Annotated in this window: 18 protein-coding genes; 8 read left to right on the forward strand and 10 right to left on the reverse strand. The window is 72.8% G+C overall.

Annotation, left to right across the window (positions count from 1 at the left end; genetic code table 11):
• Positions 1-80: 80 nt before the first annotated feature.
• Together murA and nadA are read right to left on the reverse strand one after the other, a co-directional pair.
• Positions 81-1,436, reverse strand: a complete 1,356-nt coding sequence (gene murA / locus GA0070558_RS27235; RefSeq protein WP_074474807.1) for a UDP-N-acetylglucosamine 1-carboxyvinyltransferase — start codon at positions 1,434-1,436, stop codon at positions 81-83.
• A 212-nt stretch (positions 1,437-1,648) separates the two neighbouring features.
• The gene (gene nadA / locus GA0070558_RS27240) at positions 1,649-2,848 is read right to left on the reverse strand and encodes a quinolinate synthase NadA (RefSeq protein ID WP_091284815.1); all 1,200 of its coding nucleotides are present in this window, start codon (positions 2,846-2,848) and stop codon (positions 1,649-1,651) included.
• A gap of 72 nt (positions 2,849-2,920) precedes the next feature.
• Between nadA and GA0070558_RS27245 the strand changes: the two genes are divergently transcribed.
• From GA0070558_RS27245 to GA0070558_RS27255, 3 genes are all read left to right on the forward strand, one after another.
• Entirely contained in the window at positions 2,921-4,081 is a 1,161-nt protein-coding gene (locus GA0070558_RS27245) for a glycerate kinase family protein (RefSeq protein ID WP_176734397.1), read from the forward strand.
• Positions 4,082-4,295: 214 nt separating this feature from the next.
• The gene (gene erpA, locus GA0070558_RS27250; protein WP_013735179.1) at positions 4,296-4,664 is read left to right on the forward strand and encodes an iron-sulfur cluster insertion protein ErpA; all 369 of its coding nucleotides are present in this window, start codon (positions 4,296-4,298) and stop codon (positions 4,662-4,664) included.
• A 342-nt stretch (positions 4,665-5,006) separates the two neighbouring features.
• The gene (locus GA0070558_RS27255; RefSeq protein ID WP_091284818.1) at positions 5,007-5,984 is read left to right on the forward strand and encodes a carbohydrate kinase family protein; all 978 of its coding nucleotides are present in this window, start codon (positions 5,007-5,009) and stop codon (positions 5,982-5,984) included.
• Between the two features lie 189 nt (positions 5,985-6,173).
• Here the strand turns inward: GA0070558_RS27255 and GA0070558_RS27260 are convergent, their stop codons facing one another.
• On the reverse strand, positions 6,174-6,398 hold the full coding sequence (locus GA0070558_RS27260) for a DUF397 domain-containing protein (RefSeq protein ID WP_091284820.1): 225 nt from the start codon (positions 6,396-6,398) through the stop codon (positions 6,174-6,176).
• 16 nt (positions 6,399-6,414) lie between these two features.
• On the reverse strand, positions 6,415-7,263 hold the full coding sequence (locus tag GA0070558_RS27265) for a helix-turn-helix domain-containing protein (RefSeq protein ID WP_091284822.1): 849 nt from the start codon (positions 7,261-7,263) through the stop codon (positions 6,415-6,417).
• A gap of 105 nt (positions 7,264-7,368) precedes the next feature.
• On the opposite strand from GA0070558_RS27265, the gene GA0070558_RS27270 reads away from it, so the two are divergent.
• Positions 7,369-7,671 (forward strand): hypothetical protein, encoded by a 303-nt coding sequence (locus tag GA0070558_RS27270; RefSeq protein WP_141722337.1) that lies wholly within the window; start codon positions 7,369-7,371, stop codon positions 7,669-7,671.
• A gap of 19 nt (positions 7,672-7,690) precedes the next feature.
• On the opposite strand, the gene GA0070558_RS27275 is transcribed toward GA0070558_RS27270, so the two are convergent.
• Together GA0070558_RS27275 and GA0070558_RS27280 are read right to left on the reverse strand one after the other, a co-directional pair.
• Positions 7,691-7,936: a sulfurtransferase TusA family protein gene (locus tag GA0070558_RS27275; RefSeq protein WP_091284826.1), complete on the reverse strand. Its 246-nt coding sequence runs from the start codon at positions 7,934-7,936 to the stop codon at positions 7,691-7,693.
• On the reverse strand, positions 7,933-9,084 hold the full coding sequence (locus GA0070558_RS27280; protein WP_091284828.1) for a cysteine desulfurase family protein: 1,152 nt from the start codon (positions 9,082-9,084) through the stop codon (positions 7,933-7,935). The genes GA0070558_RS27275 and GA0070558_RS27280 overlap by 4 nt, the downstream gene beginning before the upstream one ends.
• A 169-nt stretch (positions 9,085-9,253) precedes the next feature.
• Between GA0070558_RS27280 and ctaC the strand changes: the two genes are divergently transcribed.
• Positions 9,254-10,225, forward strand: coding sequence for an aa3-type cytochrome oxidase subunit II (ctaC, locus tag GA0070558_RS27285; protein ID WP_091284830.1), 972 nt, complete (start codon positions 9,254-9,256; stop codon positions 10,223-10,225).
• 10 nt (positions 10,226-10,235) lie between these two features.
• Positions 10,236-10,664 (forward strand): cytochrome c oxidase subunit 4, encoded by a 429-nt coding sequence (locus tag GA0070558_RS27290; RefSeq protein ID WP_091284832.1) that lies wholly within the window; start codon positions 10,236-10,238, stop codon positions 10,662-10,664.
• Positions 10,665-10,975: 311 nt separating this feature from the next.
• Here GA0070558_RS27290 and GA0070558_RS27295 read toward each other — a convergent pair whose 3' ends face one another.
• From GA0070558_RS27295 to GA0070558_RS27310, 4 genes are all read right to left on the reverse strand, one after another.
• On the reverse strand, positions 10,976-11,194 hold the full coding sequence (locus GA0070558_RS27295) for a hypothetical protein (RefSeq protein ID WP_091284834.1): 219 nt from the start codon (positions 11,192-11,194) through the stop codon (positions 10,976-10,978).
• Between the two features lie 254 nt (positions 11,195-11,448).
• Complete coding sequence (gene trpD / locus GA0070558_RS27300; RefSeq protein WP_091284835.1) at positions 11,449-12,495, reverse strand: anthranilate phosphoribosyltransferase; 1,047 nt, start codon at positions 12,493-12,495, stop codon at positions 11,449-11,451.
• A gap of 140 nt (positions 12,496-12,635) precedes the next feature.
• Complete coding sequence (locus tag GA0070558_RS27305) at positions 12,636-13,031, reverse strand: hypothetical protein (protein ID WP_043967169.1); 396 nt, start codon at positions 13,029-13,031, stop codon at positions 12,636-12,638.
• A gap of 105 nt (positions 13,032-13,136) precedes the next feature.
• Entirely contained in the window at positions 13,137-14,105 is a 969-nt protein-coding gene (locus tag GA0070558_RS27310; protein WP_043967171.1) for a cytochrome c oxidase assembly protein, read from the reverse strand.
• Positions 14,106-14,213: 108 nt separating this feature from the next.
• Between GA0070558_RS27310 and ctaE the strand changes: the two genes are divergently transcribed.
• Both ctaE and qcrC read left to right on the forward strand, forming a co-directional pair.
• Positions 14,214-14,813, forward strand: coding sequence for an aa3-type cytochrome oxidase subunit III (ctaE, locus tag GA0070558_RS27315; protein ID WP_043967173.1), 600 nt, complete (start codon positions 14,214-14,216; stop codon positions 14,811-14,813).
• 71 nt (positions 14,814-14,884) lie between these two features.
• Positions 14,885-15,721, forward strand: a complete 837-nt coding sequence (gene qcrC, locus GA0070558_RS27320) for a cytochrome bc1 complex diheme cytochrome c subunit (protein ID WP_091284837.1) — start codon at positions 14,885-14,887, stop codon at positions 15,719-15,721.
• Positions 15,722-15,731: the final 10 nt, after the last annotated feature.

The raw sequence follows: 15,731 nt of genomic DNA on the forward strand, positions 1-15,731 counted from the left end.
GGTAGCCAAACGCCCGCGCCCGGTGCACATCGCGGTGCACCGGGCGCGGGCGGACGTGAGCAGGATTACTGCGTGTCGCGTTACGGACGCTCGGTGTGGGCGCCCAGGTCGGCCAGCTTCGCCTCGAAGTCCTCGTAGCCGCGGTTGATCAGGTCGACGCCGTACACCCGGGAGGTGCCCTCGGCGGCGAGCGCGGCGATCAGGTGACTGAACCCGGCGCGCAGATCCGGGATGACCAGGTCGGCGGCGTGCAGCTTGCTCGGGCCGGCGATCACGGCCGAGTGCTTGAAGTTGCGTCGGCCGAAGCGGCACGGGGTGCCGCCGAGGCAGTCGCGGTAGACCTGGATGTTCGCGCCCATCGTGTTGAGCGCCTCGGTGTAGCCGAGCCGCTGCTCGTAGACCGTCTCGTGGACGATCGACAGGCCCCGGGCCTGGGTCAGCGCCACGACGAGGGGCTGCTGCCAGTCGGTCATGAAGCCCGGGTGTACGTCGGTCTCCAGCGCCACGGCGTTCAGCTCGCCGCCCGGGTGCCAGAACCGGATGCCGCCCTCCTGGCCCGGGTCGCCCAGCTTCGGCGGCCGGGCGTCGGTCACCTCGTACTCGCCGCCGACGGAGCGGAAGATGTTGAGGAACGTCATCATGTCGGCCTGCTGCGCGCCGAGCACCTCGACGTGGCCGCGGGTGGCCAGCGCCGCCGCCGCCCAGCTCGCCGCCTCGATCCGGTCCGGGATCGGCCGGTGGGTGTAGCCGTGCAGCTTCGGCACGCCCTGGATCTCGATCACCCGGTCGGTGTGCACCTTGATGATCGCGCCCATCTTCTGCAGGATGCAGATCAGGTCGATGATCTCCGGCTCGACGGCGGCGTTGCGCAGCTCGGTGACGCCCTCGGCCATCACGGCGGTGAGCAGCACCTGCTCGGTCGCGCCGACGCTCGGGTACGGCAGTGCGAACTTGGTGCCGTGCAGCCCGTTGGGGGCCGACAGGTGCAGGCCCTCCGGGGTCTTGTCGACCGTGGCGCCGAACTCGCGCAGCGCCTGGAGGTGGAAGTCGATCGGGCGCGGCCCGATGTGGCAGCCACCCAGGTCGGGGATGAACGCGTGGCCGAGCCGGTGCAGCAGCGGCCCGCAGAACAGGATCGGGATGCGGCTGGAGCCGGCGTGCACGTTGATCTGGTCGGTGCTGGCGCTCTCGACGTTGGCCGGGTCGAAGACCAGCTCACCGTCCTCGGCGCCGTCGGTGACCTTGACCCCGTGCAGGCCGAGCAGCCCCCGGACCACCTCGACGTCGCGGATCCGCGGCACGTCGAACAGCCGGCTGGGGCTGTCGCCCAGCAGGGCGGCGACCATCGCCTTGGAAACCAGGTTCTTCGCGCCGCGCACGCGGATCCGCCCTTCCAGCGGAGTACCTCCGTGTACGACCAGGACGTCGTCGGTCAACGCAACCTCCAGCGCGTCGGTGCTGCCGTAGTTGATGGTGATGCGGGCGATATGGGGGTTACCCGTGATGCGGCCGGATGAAAACGGGCGCGTGTGTCGTCGCCCCGGCAGCATAGCCCTCGGTGACGAAAATGGAGACGGTCACCTCGGACCGGAGGGCACGAATCGGCGCTTCCGGCACCATAAGGTGCCCATCCGGTCACGCAGGGTGATTAGGTGCTCGCCGGGGGCGGGGTGTCCGCGCCGGGGAGGGCGAGCATCCGGTCCAGCGCCACCCGGGCGTGGTGCGCGGTGTCGGCGTCCACGGTGATCTGGTTGACCACCCGGCCCGCCACCAGCTCCTCCAGCGCCCACACCAGGTGCGGCAGGTCGATCCGGTTCATCGTGGAGCAGTAGCAGACCGCCTTGTCCAGGAACATGATCTGCTTGTCCGGGTGGGCCAGCGCCAGCCGGCGCACCAGGTTCAGCTCGGTGCCGACCGCCCACGCCGAGCCGGCCGGAGCCGCCTCGATGGCCCGGATGATGTATTCCGTCGAGCCCACGTAGTCGGCGGCGGTGACCACCTCGTGCCGGCACTCCGGGTGCACCAGCACGTTGACCCCCGGCACCCGCGCCCGCACGTCCTCGACGCTGTCGAGGGTGAACCGGCCGTGCACCGAGCAGTGCCCGCGCCACAGGATCATCTTCGCGTCGCGCAGCTGCTCCGGGGTCAGCCCGCCGCCCGGCTTGTGCGGGTCGTACAGGACGCAGTCGTCCAGCGACAGCCCCAGCTCCAGCACGGCGGTGTTGCGGCCCAGGTGCTGGTCGGGCAGGAACAGCACCTTCGACCCCTGCTCGAACGCCCAGTCCAGCGCCCGCTTCGCGTTCGACGAGGTGCACACCACGCCGCCGTTGCGGCCGACGAAGCCCTTGATGTCCGCCGACGAGTTCATGTACGTCACCGGGACCGTCTGCGCCGCGACGCCCAGCTCGGTCAGCGCGTCCCAGGCGGACTCGACCTGCGTCAGCACGGCCATGTCCGCCATCGAGCAGCCGGCGGCCAGGTCGGGCAGGACCACCCGCTGCCGCTCGGAGGTGAGGATGTCGGCGCTCTCCGCCATGAAGTGCACGCCGCAGAAGACGATGTATTCCGCGTCCGGCCGGGCCGCCGCCTCGCGGGCCAGCTTGAACGAGTCGCCGGTCACGTCGGCGAACTGGATCACCTCGTCGCGCTGGTAGTGGTGGCCCAGCACGAAGACCTTGTCACCCAGCTTCGCCTTGGCCGCCGCGGCCCGCGCCACCAGGTCGGGGTCGCTGGGCGCCGGCAGGTCGCCCGGACACTCCACGCCACGCTCGGTGGCGGGGTCGCTGCCACGGCCGAGCAGCAGCAGGGCCGTCGCGGTGTTGGAGGGTTCCACCCAGGTCGAAGTCACGCCACTCATGGTTCCACAGCCGGGCGACAAGGCAGCCCGCGCCGGTGTGTGCTGCCACACTGCCCCGCGCCTATGTGGCCTGCCACACTGCTCGGCATGCGCGTGCTGCTCTGCCCCGACAAGTTCGCCGGAACGCTGCCCGCCCAGGAGGTCGCCGCCGCCGTGGCCGAGGGCTGGCGGGAGGTGGCCGACGGCGACGACCTGCTCATCCGTCCCCTCGCCGACGGCGGGCCCGGGTTCGTGGCCGTGCTCGCGGAGGCCCTCGGCGGGCGTCGGGTGCCGGTGCCGACCGTCGACCCGCTCGGTCGCCCCACCGACGGTGAGATCCTGGTCACCGACGACGGCACGGCATACCTGGAGAGCGCCCAGGCGTGCGGCCTGCACCTGCTCGCCGCCGCCGAGCGCGACCCCAAGGCCACCACCTCGTACGGGCTGGGGGCGCTGGTCACCGCCGCCGTGGAGCACGGGGCCCGCACGGTGGTGATCGGGCTGGGCGGCTCCGGCACCAACGACGGCGGGGCCGGGCTGCTCACCGCGCTGGGCGTCACGCCGCTCGACGCGGCCGGCCGGGCCCTGCCGTACGGCGGGGCGGCGCTGGCCGCGGTCGCCGGGCTCGACGGCGCGCCCCGGCTGCGCGGCGTCACCCTCGTCGCCGCCACCGACGTCGACAACCCCCTGCTCGGGCTGCACGGGGCGAGCAACGTCTACGGCCCGCAGAAGGGCGCGACGCGCGAAGACGTGCTGCTGCTCGACGCCGCGCTGGAGCGCTTCGCCGGCGTACTCGAAAAGGACCTGCCGGGGTGCCCGCCCGGCCTCGGCGCGCTGCCCGGCGGGGGAGCGGCCGGCGGCCTCGGCGCGGCGATCCTCGCCCTCGGCGGCCGGTGCGCCTCCGGCATCGGCCTGGTCACCGAGGCCATCGGCCTGCCGGCCGCGCTCGACGCCGCCGACCTGGTGATCACCGGGGAGGGTTCCTTCGACCACCAGTCGCTGCGCGGCAAGGTCGTGGCCGGGGTGGCCGGGGCCGCCCGGGACCGGGGCGTGCCCTGCGTGGTGCTGGCGGGGCAGGTGAGCACCGGGCGGCGCGAGGCCGCCTCGGCGGGCGTCACCGACGCGTACAGCCTGGTGGAGCACTTCGGCGGCGAGGAGCGCGGCGGGCTCGACGCGGCGCTGAGCCGCCCGGCGGAGGGGCTGCGCCAGCTCGGCGCCCGGCTGGCCCGCCAGTGGAGCCGCTGAGCGCCCGCAGCGTGGCTGCCGTCCGGGCCCGGCCCGCCGCCGCGCGGGCCCGGCCCGTCGTGACCCGGGCCCGGCCTGGGGCCCCGGTCACGTCGACCGGGTGGTCCCGGCCGGGGCGGCGTACCATCGGATCTGCGAACACATCGGGAATCACTGGGCGACGGACGACGTTGGCCAGTGCGTCCAGACCCAGACCGCGCAGGGAGATTTCCACGTGACCACGCCAGCGCAGACCGAGTCGACCGAGGCCAAGGCCCCTACTTCCGTCGTCCTCACCGACGTCGCGGCGCAGAAGGTCAAGGCCCTGATCGAGCAGGAGGGCCGTGACGACCTGCGGCTCCGGGTGGCGGTGCAGCCTGGCGGCTGCTCCGGCCTGCGGTACCAGCTCTTCTTCGACGAGCGTTCGCTCGACGGTGACGTCGTCACCGACTACGACGGGGTCGAGGTCGTCGTCGACCGGATGAGCGCCCCCTACCTGGCCGGCGCCACGATCGACTTCGCCGACCGGATCGACGCCCAGGGCTTCACGATCGACAACCCGAACGCGGGCAACTCCTGCGCCTGCGGCGACTCGTTCAGCTGAGTCCCGACTCCGACCTCGAGTTCGTCCGACCTCAGCCGGTTCCCGGCCCGGCCACTGCGGCTGGGTCGCGCTCCGGCCGACACGGCGGGGCCACCCCCGATCTGAGGGTGGCCCCGCCGTCCGTCTCCCGGCCCGGCCCGGCGTCCCTTCTCCGCCCGGCCCTACCGTCCGTGACTTCCCCGGCGGCCGTGACCGGTGCCGACCTGCGCCGCCTCGTGCGGGGTGACGGTGAGGTGAGCGGGACCTGACCGCCTGCCGTCCGCTCCCCGTCCGACCCGCGACCACGGCACCGACCGGACCGGTAGGCTGACCCGCGCCGTGTTCCCGACCACGAGGGTTGACATGAAGATCGCCGTGACCGGCTCGATCGCGACCGACCACCTGATGGGCTTCCCCGGCCGGTTCGCCGACCAGCTCATCGCCGACCAGCTCGACAAGGTCTCGCTGTCCTTCCTGGTGGACGACCTGGTGCTGCGCCGCGGCGGGGTGGCCGCCAACATCGCCTTCGGCATGGGCCAGCTGGGCCTGCGGCCGATCCTGCTCGGCGCGGTCGGCGCGGACTTCGCCGACTACCGTTCCTGGCTGGAGCGCCACGGCGTCGACTGCGAGTCGGTGCACGTCAGCGAGGTGGCGCACACGGCCCGCTTCGTCTGCACCACCGACACCGACATGTGCCAGATCGCCTCCTTCTACGCCGGGGCGATGAGCGAGGCGCGCAACATCGAGCTGGCCCCCGTCGCGCAGCGGCTCGGCGGGCTCGACCTCGTCCTGGTCAGCGCCAACGACCCCGACGCGATGCTGCGGCACTCCGCCGAGTGCCGCGAGCGGGGGTACGCCTTCGTCGCCGACCCGTCGCAGCAGCTCGCCCGCATGAACGGCGCGGACGTGGTGGGGCTCATCGACGGCGCCGACTACCTCATGACCAACGAGTACGAGAAGTCGCTGCTGCAGAGCAAGGCCGGCCTGAGCGACGCGCAGCTGCTGGACCTGGTGAAGATCCGGGTGACCACGCTGGGCAGCAACGGGGTGGAGATCGCGGGCCGGGACTTCGACACCCTCCACGTGCCGATCGCGCGCGAGGCCCAGGCCGTCGACCCGACGGGTGTCGGCGACGGCTTCCGGGCCGGCTTCTTCGCCGCCCTCTCCTGGGGGCTGGGCCTGGAGCGCGCCGCCCAGGTCGGCTCCCTGCTGGCCACGCTGGTGCTGGAGACGGTCGGCACCCAGGAGTACGACGTGCGCCCCGACGTCTTCGTCAAGCGCCTGGCGGAGTCCTACGGCGACCAGGCAGCCGACGACATCCGCCCCCACCTCCTCCCGTAACCCCGCGAGCTCTGGGTGATCAAGAGGTTTGCGTCAAAGCCGATCTCTGCTTTGACGCAAACCTCTTGATCACGAGGCGGCGGGCGGGCGGCGAGGCTGGCGCGGAGCGAGATGATGATCGTCTGCGGTTGGTGAGACGACACGCCGGTGCGATTGTCCGAAAACAGCAGACGATCAAGAAGCCGTCAGTTACCGGCCCGAGGCGAGGGTGCCGGTGGTGGTTGCCGTGACGAACGCCGTCCACCGGTCGGCCGGGAAGACGAGCGTGGGGCCGGAGCGGTCCTTGCTGTCCCGCACGGCCACCATGTCGGGCAGCACGGCGCACTCGACGCAGTCGCCGTTGTTGGTGCTGCGGCTGCTGGTGAACCAGCGGGCGGTGGCGAGGTCGACGGTGGCGAGGTCAGGGGTGGACATCGTGGCCTCCGGGGGGTCAGGCCGCGCCGGCCAACTCCCTGATCAACGCGCGCGACTCGGCGGGCGAGAGGGCGACCTGGCGCAGGTTGTCTGCCACCATGCTATAGGTGCGCACGCCGTCGGGATCCTGCACGTACATCGCCCCGTCGAGCACCTCCGTGTAGGCGATCGGCCGCACGTTGGCGAAGTCCAGCAGCACGAACTTGCCGATCGCTCCAGCCGCATGCGGCCCGTCCTCGGGGCGGAGCACCTGCACGGTGACGTTCGGCAGCTCGGACATGGCGGCCAGGTGCGCGAGCTGCGCCCGCCGGGTGGCGTCGCCGTTGACCCGCAGCCGTAGCGCCGCCTCGCCGATCACCGCGTGCAGGGTGAGTGGTTCGTCGTCGGTGAGCCGGCGGGCGCGGGCCTGCCGGAAGGACACGAACCGCTCGGCGTGGTCGGGTCGGACGAAGCCGGTGCCCAGGGTCAGCGCCTGGGCGTACTCCTCGGTCTGGAGCAGGCCGGGGATGACCATGGACTCGAACACGAACGCGCCGTCGGCCAGCCCCTCCAGGCCGACGTACGTCTTGAACCAGTCCGGCATCACAGCGGCCCAGGGTGCCCACCAGGTCTTGGCGTCGGAGCGGTTGGCGAGCGAGGTGAGCCGTTCGATCGCCGCCTCGTCCGCGCCGCAGGCCCGCAGCACGGTCGCGATGTCCTCGGGGAACTGCTGGTAGCGGCCGGTCTCCATGTGACCGAGCTTGGGCTTGCCGATGCCGGTGCCGGCCGCCAGTTCGGTGAGCGTCATCGGCGCTTCGCGCCGGTACCGGTTCAGCTCGGCCCCGATCAGCCAGCGCAGCGCGGACGGATCCGTTCGCGTACCCATGCATCGCCTCCACGTTCATATACCGACCAGAACATCATGCCGTTCCTACTTCCATCAGGCAAGGATCAGCGCTATACGTATAGCAACCGACTTGTGGAGGTGGCCATGCCCGCACCGATGCCCGAACCGCTCGGCACACCCGACGAGTTCCACCGGATGCTGGTCGAGCTGGTGCACGAGTTCGCGCCCCGCCGGTTCGCGATCTGCGAGGAGCACGGCGACCGGGTCGACGGCGAGGTCGTCGCCTGGGGCATGGCGTTCGCCGAGGGTGCCCTGCTGCGCTGCGACGACCAGACGTCGACCGGGCACTTCACCAGCGCCGAGAGCGCGCTGCGGCTCTTCGCCCGCACCGGCCGCCGGCTGCGGCTGATCTGGATCGACGCCCTGCCGAGCGCCACGAGCCCCTGAGCTGCGATGAGCCGAAGGGTCAACCGGCGCGGCGTACGTCGTAGCCAGGCCCCTCGTCGTGGGCGGCGACGAACTCCTGGCCGCGCATCCGGCACCACGCCGGGATGTCCACGGCTGCCGCCGGGTCGTCGGCGAGCACCCGCAGCACCGCGCCGACCGGCAGCTCCGGCAGCCGCCGGGCCAACTTGATCACCGGCAGCGGGCAGCGCTGCCCCCGGCAGTCCAGCACCTCGACCGGCGCGGCCTCCCCGACCGGCCCGCTCACAGCCCCACCACCCCCGCCTCGGCGCGCAGCGCCGCGACGATCCCGGGCAGCTCGGCGAGGAACCGCTCCACGTCGGCGACCGTCGTCTCCCGGTGCAGCGAGACCCGCACGTTGCCGTGCGACAGCACCCCCATCGCCTCCAGCACGTGCGACGGGCGCAACGTCGACGACGTGCACGACGAGCCGGAGGAGACCGCGAAGCCGTGCCGGTCCAGCGCGTGCAGCAGCGCCTCCCCGTCGACGTACAGGCAGGAGAACGTGACCATGTGCGGCAGCCGGTCCACCGGGTCGCCGACCACCTCGACGTCGGGCACCTCCGCCGCCACCCGGGCCCGGATCCGGTCCACCAGCGGCGCCAGCCGGGCCGCCTCGGCCGCCGCGTCGGCCGCCGCCGCGCGCAGGCTCGCCGCCGCCGCCACGACCGCCGGCAGGTTCACCACCCCGGGGGTACGCCCCGACTCCCGCTCGTCCGCCGGCCACGGCGACTCCCAGCGGGTGCCCTTGCGCACCACCAGCAGCCCGACGCCGGGCGGCCCGCCCCACTTGTGCGCGCTGGCGGTCAGCACCGACCAGCCCGCCGGCACCGGCACCCGGCCCACGAGCTGCGCCGCGTCGACGTACAGCGGCACCCCGGCGGCGGCGCACGCGGCGGCGGCCGGAGCGACCGGCTGCACCGTGCCCACCTCGTGGCTGGCCCCGATCAGCGCGGCGAGGGCCACCCCCGGCGCGCGGACCGCGTCGGCGAACGCGTCGAGGTCGAGCCGGCCGAGCCGGTCCACCGGCACCGACACGGCGCTGCCGCCGCCGGCCACGTGCCGCTGCGCGGCGTGCAGCACGGCCGAGTGCTCGATCGCGGAGTGCACCAGCGTCGCGCCCACCCGCCGCCGCCCGGCCAGGCCACCGAGCACCGCCGAGTGCGCCGCCGCCGTACCGCTGGGGGTGAAGGACAGCTCGTCGGCGCGGACGCCGAGCGTCGCCGCGGCGGCCTCCCGGGCGGCGTCGAGGAGCTGGCGGGCCCGGCGGGCCTGGCCGTAGAGCCGGGCCGGGTCGGCCCAGCCGTCGTCGAGGGCGGCCAGCAGCGCCTGCCGGGCGACCGGGTGCGGCGGGGCGGCGGTGGCCGCGTCCAGGTAGACCGGGGATGCGCTCACGGCCCGACGCTATCGCGCCGGCACGCCGACGATCCCCCCGAAGGGGGCGTACGGCCACCCCAACACGGCTCTGCCCGTCATGGTCGAGTAATCTGCGACCGTCGGTGACGCCTTTGCCGCTGGTACGGGGACAACCAACCGCCACGGCGCGCTAGGGAGGCAGGACCAGGTGGTCGCAAGGAGTTCGGAGGTACGGCCCCCGGCCGTACGGCACAGCGCTTCTCCGGGAGCCGGTGGACGCCGGCGGCGTGGTGCTGGTCGGCTCGCCGGGCTCGGCCTCGGCGGCGCGGCGCTGCTGGTCTCGCTCACGGGCTGCGACGTCGGCAAGGCGTTCGGCGGCTTCGGCTGGCCGCAGGGCGGGATCACGCCCGAGTCGCACCGCATGTACGACCTGTGGATCGCGTCCTGCATCGCGGCGCTCGCGGTCGGCGTGTTCGTCTGGGGCCTGATCTTCTGGTGCGTCGTGCGCTACCGCAAGCGGGGCAACGAGCTGCCGGTGCAGACCCGTTACAACCTGCCGATGGAGTTCCTCTACACGATCGCCCCGATCCTGATCGTGTCGGTGCTCTTCTACTACACGGCGGTCGTGCAGACCGACGTGGTGCGCACGACGAAGAACCCGGACGTCACGGTCGAGGTCGTCGCCTTCAAGTGGAACTGGCAGTTCAACTACCGCGACGGCCAGGGCGAGGACGCCAACACGGTGGCGTCGACGCTCGGCACCAGCGAGGTCATCCCGATCCTGGTCCTGCCGACCGGCCGGTCCATCCGGTTCGAGGAGACCAGCAAGGACGTCGTGCACTCCTTCTGGGTGCCGGAGATGCTGTTCAAGCGGGACGTCATGCCGGGCAACATCCGCAACGTCTTCGAGGTCTCCAGCCTCGACGCCGAGGGCGCCTACGTGGGCCGCTGCGCCGAGCTGTGCGGCAGCTACCACGCCTTCATGAACTTCGAGCTGCGCGTGGTCTCCCCGCAGCAGTACGACCAGTTCCTGGCCGCCAAGCGCGACGGCAAGTCGACGCAGGAGGCGCTCACCGCCATCGGCGAGGACCCGTACGCCACCACGACCAAGCCGTTCGACACGCGGCGCAACACGGCCAACTTCAACCCCGACGACGTCACGGCCGGCGCGGGAAGCTGAGGGAGCGGGCATGAAGACCGAGTGGCGTATCTTCCTGATCATCGCCGGGTTCCTCTTCGGCGCGACGATCCTCTACGGCGCCTGGACGTACGGCGACTCCGGCGGCCACGTCGAGTGGGTCGGCACCGTGGCGCTGCTGCTGTCGTTCCTGCTCTGCTCGATGTGCGGCGGCTTCTTCTGGTTCGTCTCCCGCCGCATCGACCTGCGGCCGGAGGACCGGCCGGACGGCGAGATCGCCGACGGCGCGGGCGAGATCGGCTTCTTCAGCCCGGGCAGCTACTGGCCGTTCGGGCTGGCGCTGGCCGCCGCGATCGCCGGGCTGGGCCTGGTCTTCTGGCAGTTCTGGCTGCTGGGCCTGGGCCTGGTGACGGTCGTCTTCGCCGCCTGCGGCCTGCTCTTCGAGTACTACAGCGGCACCCGGCGTACCGCCGAGCACTGAGCCACCCGCCGGCTTACGGAAGAAGCCCGCGTCCCCCGGTGAGGGGGCGCGGGCTTCTCCGCGTCGGGGACCGACGGGGCGAGAGACCGCCGCGCCGGCGCGGCCGAGCTGGGCTTGGCCCGGGGCCGGGCTTGGCCTGCGCTGGGCCGGGCCGATGATCGACTTCATGTCGGCGACATGGCGGTATCAGTGGGGCCCGGATACCGCTATGTCGCCGACATGCAGGCGGGTCGCTCCTCGGCCGGCCCGGCCCCCGGCCGGTCCCGCCCAGCCGGGCATGTCGCCCAGCCGGGCATGTCGACCAGACCGGCTCAGGCCGCGCGGCGGCGGGAGGCGCGGCGGCGGGAGGCGTGGGCGGCGCCGGTGGCGAGCCGGGTCGCCGGGAACGTGAACGTGGCGATCAGCAACGCCGCGCCGCAGCCGGTGCAGGCCAGCTCGGGGCAGTCGGGGCCGTGGCCGTCGGCGCACGGCGGGGCCTCGAACGGCCGCACGCTCTCGCAGGTGTCGCAGTAGAGCTCGCGGTCCGACACGGGCGTCTCCTCTCCTGGCCGGGGCATGAGAATCACTCGGCTGTAGTTTCCCACGGGAGCCCGACAATTCCCGCCAGGGGTGGACCGGACGGCGTTCGCGCCGGCGAGCGTCGAGTTCGCTTTGGCGAGCGGGTTCGTGCCAGTGGGCGGCAGGTTCGCGCCGGCGGGCGGCGAGTCCGCGTCGGCGGATCGGGCGAAGCGTCGGTGGAGCGGGCGGAGGCGTTGGCTCAGGTGGAGCGGGCGGAGGCGTCGGCTCAGGCGGAGCGGGCCACCTCGACCCAGCGGTCGAGCACGGCCGCGGCGGCGCCGGAGTCGATCGCCTCGGCGGCGCGGGCCATCCCGGCGCGCAGCGCCTCGGTCAGGTCGCCGTCCAGCGGACCCTGGGTGGCCAGCGCGGCGGCGGCGTTGACCAGCACCGCGTCGCGGACCGGGCCTGCCTCGCCGGCCAGCAGCCGACGGGCCACCCCGGCGTTGTACGCCGCGTCACCGCCCCGCAGGTCGGCGAGGGTCACCCGGGGCACCCCGAGGTCCGTCGCGTCGAGCAGTGCCTCCCTGACGGTGCCGTCCTGGGCCGCCCAGACCCGGGTGGGCGCGGCGGTGGTGAACTCGTCGAGGCCGTCCTCGCCGCGCAGCACCAGCACCGAGTCGCCCCGGGCGGCGAAGACGGCGGCCATCACCGGGGCCATCCGCGGGTCGAAGCAGCCGACCGCGCCGGCCCGGGGCCGGGCCGGGTTGGTCAGCGGGCCGAGGAAGTTGAAGAACGTCGGGACGCCCAGCTCGCGCCGGACGGGGCCGGCGTGCCGCATGCCCGGGTGGAACCGGCCGGCGAAGCAGAAGCCGATGCCGGCCTCGGTCACGCAGCGGGCCACGCCCTCCGGGGTCAGGTCCAGCGGCACGCCCAGGAACTCCAGCAGGTCGGCGGTGCCGCAGGACGACGAGGCGGCGCGGTTGCCGTGCTTGACCACGCGCACGCCCGCGCCGGCCACCACGAGGGCGGCCATGGTGGAGATGTTCACGGTGTGGGCGAGGTCACCGCCGGTGCCGACCACGTCGAGCGCGGACGACCGCAGCTCCTCCGGCAGCTCGACCGGGACCGCCTCGCCGAGCATCGCCTCGACCAGCCCGGCGACCTCGGCCGGGGTCTCGCCCTTGGCCCGCAGCGCGACGGCGAAGCCGGCGATCTGGGCCGGTGCCGCCGAGCCGGACATGATCTCGCCCATCGCCCACGCGGTGTCGGCGGTGGAGAGCTCCTCCCCGCGCAGCAGCGCGCCGAGCAGGTGCGGCCAGTTCCGTTCACCCATGGCGGGCCTCCCGAGCGGGCGTGGGGATGCGGGGGACGGGTGCCGAGCGGCGCGGGCCGGCACGACGGACCGGGCGACGCCGGTGGCACGCGGGCCGGAGTCGGCTCAGGCCGGGTGGTGGCCCGGGCCGGGAGGTGGGCTCAGGCGGGGGCGTGGCTGCGCAGCAGCTCGGCCACGGTGGCGCCGGTGGTCACCGGGTCGAGCGGGTGCACGAGGGTGGCGTCGACCTCGGCGTACGCGGCCAGCCAGCGGTCGGCGGCGCGGGCGATCACCAGGCAGGTCGGGGGGGCGTCGTCCCGGTCGTCCTTGATCTGCCGGGCGATGCCGAGGCCGCCGCCGGGGCTCGCCTCGCCGTCGAGCAGCATCAGGTCGATCTCGTACTCGTCGACCAGCCGCACGCACCCGGCGTAGTCGGACGCGTCGACGAACTCGACGCGCAGCCCGGGGGCCGGGCGGGTGCCGACGGCCAGCCGCATCCGGTCGCGGACCTGCGGGTCGTCGCTGTAGAGCAGGACGGTGCAAAGACGATCGCTCATCGCTGGCTGACTCCCCACCTCGTAGCTGCCGAGCATCGTACCCGCCGCCGCCGGCCGGTCGATGTCCCGCCCGGGCGGGCCGGCGGTCGTACCGGAATCCGCTGGTCAGGCCGGGGACTGCGCGGCCTGGTCGGCGCGCTCGCGGGCCTCCTGGCGGTCCAGCTCGCGGTCGAGCCGGCGGGCCTCCCGCTCCGACTGGCGCACCCACTGCACCACCAGGACCGCGAGCATCGTCACGCTGACGAACTCGCCGCCGGCCCACAGGATGCCCCCGGCGACCACCTGATCGGCGGCGGGGTCGGACCAGGTGAGGCCGAGCGACGGGTACCAGTCGCCGCCGAACAGCGTGGTGCTCTGCATGATCGTGAGCCCGAGCACGGTGTGGAACGGCACCGACAGCACCATCAGCAGCGCCCGGGCCGGGTACGGCCAGCGCCCCGGCAGCGGGTCGAGCCCGAGCAGCGGCCAGAAGAACACGCAGCCGGTCATGATGAAGTGCGCGTGCACCAGCTCGTGCGCCCAGGCGTGTTCGAGGGTGTAGCGGTAGAGGTCGCTGAAGTAGAGCGCGAACGGGTTCACCACGAAGATGGCGAACGCCACCAGCGGGAAGGTGTAGACCCGGGCGACGCGGCTGTGCACGATCGCCAGCAGCCGCTTGCGCGGCCGGACCGGCAGGGTGCGCAGCGCGAGGGTGACCGGCGCGCCGAGGGCCAGGAAGATGGGGGAGACCATCGACAGCACCATGTGCTGCACCATGTGCACCGACAGCAGCGCGGTGTCGTACGCGTGCAGGCCGCTGACGGTGACCGCCGCGATGCCGCCGAGGCCGGGGCCGAGGAAGAAGACGGTACGCGCGACGGGCCAGCGGTCCCCGCGCAGCCGCAGCCGGTACACCCCGTATAGGTAGAGGCCGGCGGCGAGCACCAGCCCGAGGGCCAGCCAGCTGTCCAGCCGGGTCTCGGTGAACACGCGGGCCACGGTGAACGGCGGCGGCAGCGGGTCCCCGCCGGCCGCGAGCGCCCCGGGCGCGGCGACCGCCGAGGTGGCGGCGAAGATCGGATCGACGTGCTGCACGCGTTTCAGGCTAGGCCAGGCGATTCGGACTGCCACGATCGGGCCACCGACGCCACGGGTTTGGCCCCCCGCTGATCGCCGGCCGTGGTCAGGGGCAATAATGACCGCGTGACTGCGGCCCCAGCCATTGACAAGAGCCGGATCCACTCCCTGACGCGGCCCAACATGGTCAGCGTCGGGACGATCGTGTGGCTCTCCAGCGAACTCATGTTCTTCGCGGCGCTGTTCGCGATGTACTTCTCCATCCGCGCGGCAGCGCCGGAGCAGTGGGCGAAGCACACCGAGCACCTCAACATCCCGTACGCGACCACCTTCACGGTGATCCTGGTGTTGTCCTCGGTGACCTGCCAGCTCGGGGTGTTCGCCGCCGAGAAGGGTGACGTCCACGCCCTGCGGCGCTGGTTCACGATCACCTTCGTGATGGGTCTGATCTTCGTGCTCGGTCAGCTGAACGAGTACGTGACCCTGGTGCACGAGGGCGTGAAGATCAACGCGGACGGGTACGGGTCGATGTTCTATCTGACCACCGGCTTCCACGGCCTGCACGTGACCGGCGGTCTGGTCGCCTTCATCATCTTCATGGTCCGCACGACCATGGGCCGGTTCACCCCGGCGCAGGCCACGTCGGCGATCGTCGTGTCGTACTACTGGCACTTCGTCGACGTCGTGTGGATCGGCCTCTACGCCATGATCTACTGGCTTCAGTGATCTTGGCGCGTCACGAACCGCGCCGCTGCCCCGTCCTCTGGACAAGGTCCCACCGGTTAAGGACACAGGTCATGACTTCTGACAACGACCGCCGACGCGGTCTGCTCGCGCGGTTGCGCGGCGAGCGGTCCGCAGCGCGCAGCAGGGGCCGCCGCCGGCTGGGTGCCGCGGTCCGCCTGATCGCCGCGCTCACGCTGGCCGGCGGCGCCTACACCGTCTTCGCCCCCGGAGTGCAGGCGCAGGAAAACCCGCCGCTCACCGGCGCCGCCGCCGAGGGCAAGGCGCTGTTCGACGTGAGCTGCGTGACCTGCCACGGCCGTAACGCGCAGGGTGTCGATGGTCGTGGCCCGAGCCTGATCGGGGTCGGCTCGGCCTCCGTCGAGTTCCAGGTGAGCTCCGGTCGGATGCCGATGGCCCGGCAGGAGGCGCAGGCCATGCGCAAGCCGCCGGTCTTCACCGACGAGCAGGTCCGCCAGCTCGGCCAGTTCGTCCAGGAGCTCGGCGGGGGTCCGCAGGTCCCCGAGGGCGACCTGCGCGAGGGCGCCAACCTGGCCACCGGCGGCGAGCTGTTCCGGATCAACTGCTCCCAGTGCCACGCCTTCGGCGGTGGCGGCGGCGCGCTGTCCTCCGGCAAGTACGCGCCGAGCCTGCGCCCGGCCAGCGACCGGCAGATCTACGCCGCGATGCTCAGCGGCCCGCAGAACATGCCGGTGTTCGGGGACAACCAGATCACCCCGGAGCAGAAGGCGGACATCATCGCCTACATCCAGGACACCCTGAAGCACGACCAGGACCAGGGTGGCTTCAACCTCGGCCGGTACGGGCCGTCCACCGAGGGACTGGCGATCTTCCTGATCGGCATCGTCGCGCTCGTCTTCGCCAGCCTGTGGATCGCGGGCAAGTCGTGACCGAGCGGAT

The organism is Micromonospora haikouensis, from assembly GCF_900091595.1.
In the GTDB taxonomy this organism is placed as follows: domain Bacteria; phylum Actinomycetota; class Actinomycetes; order Mycobacteriales; family Micromonosporaceae; genus Micromonospora; species Micromonospora haikouensis.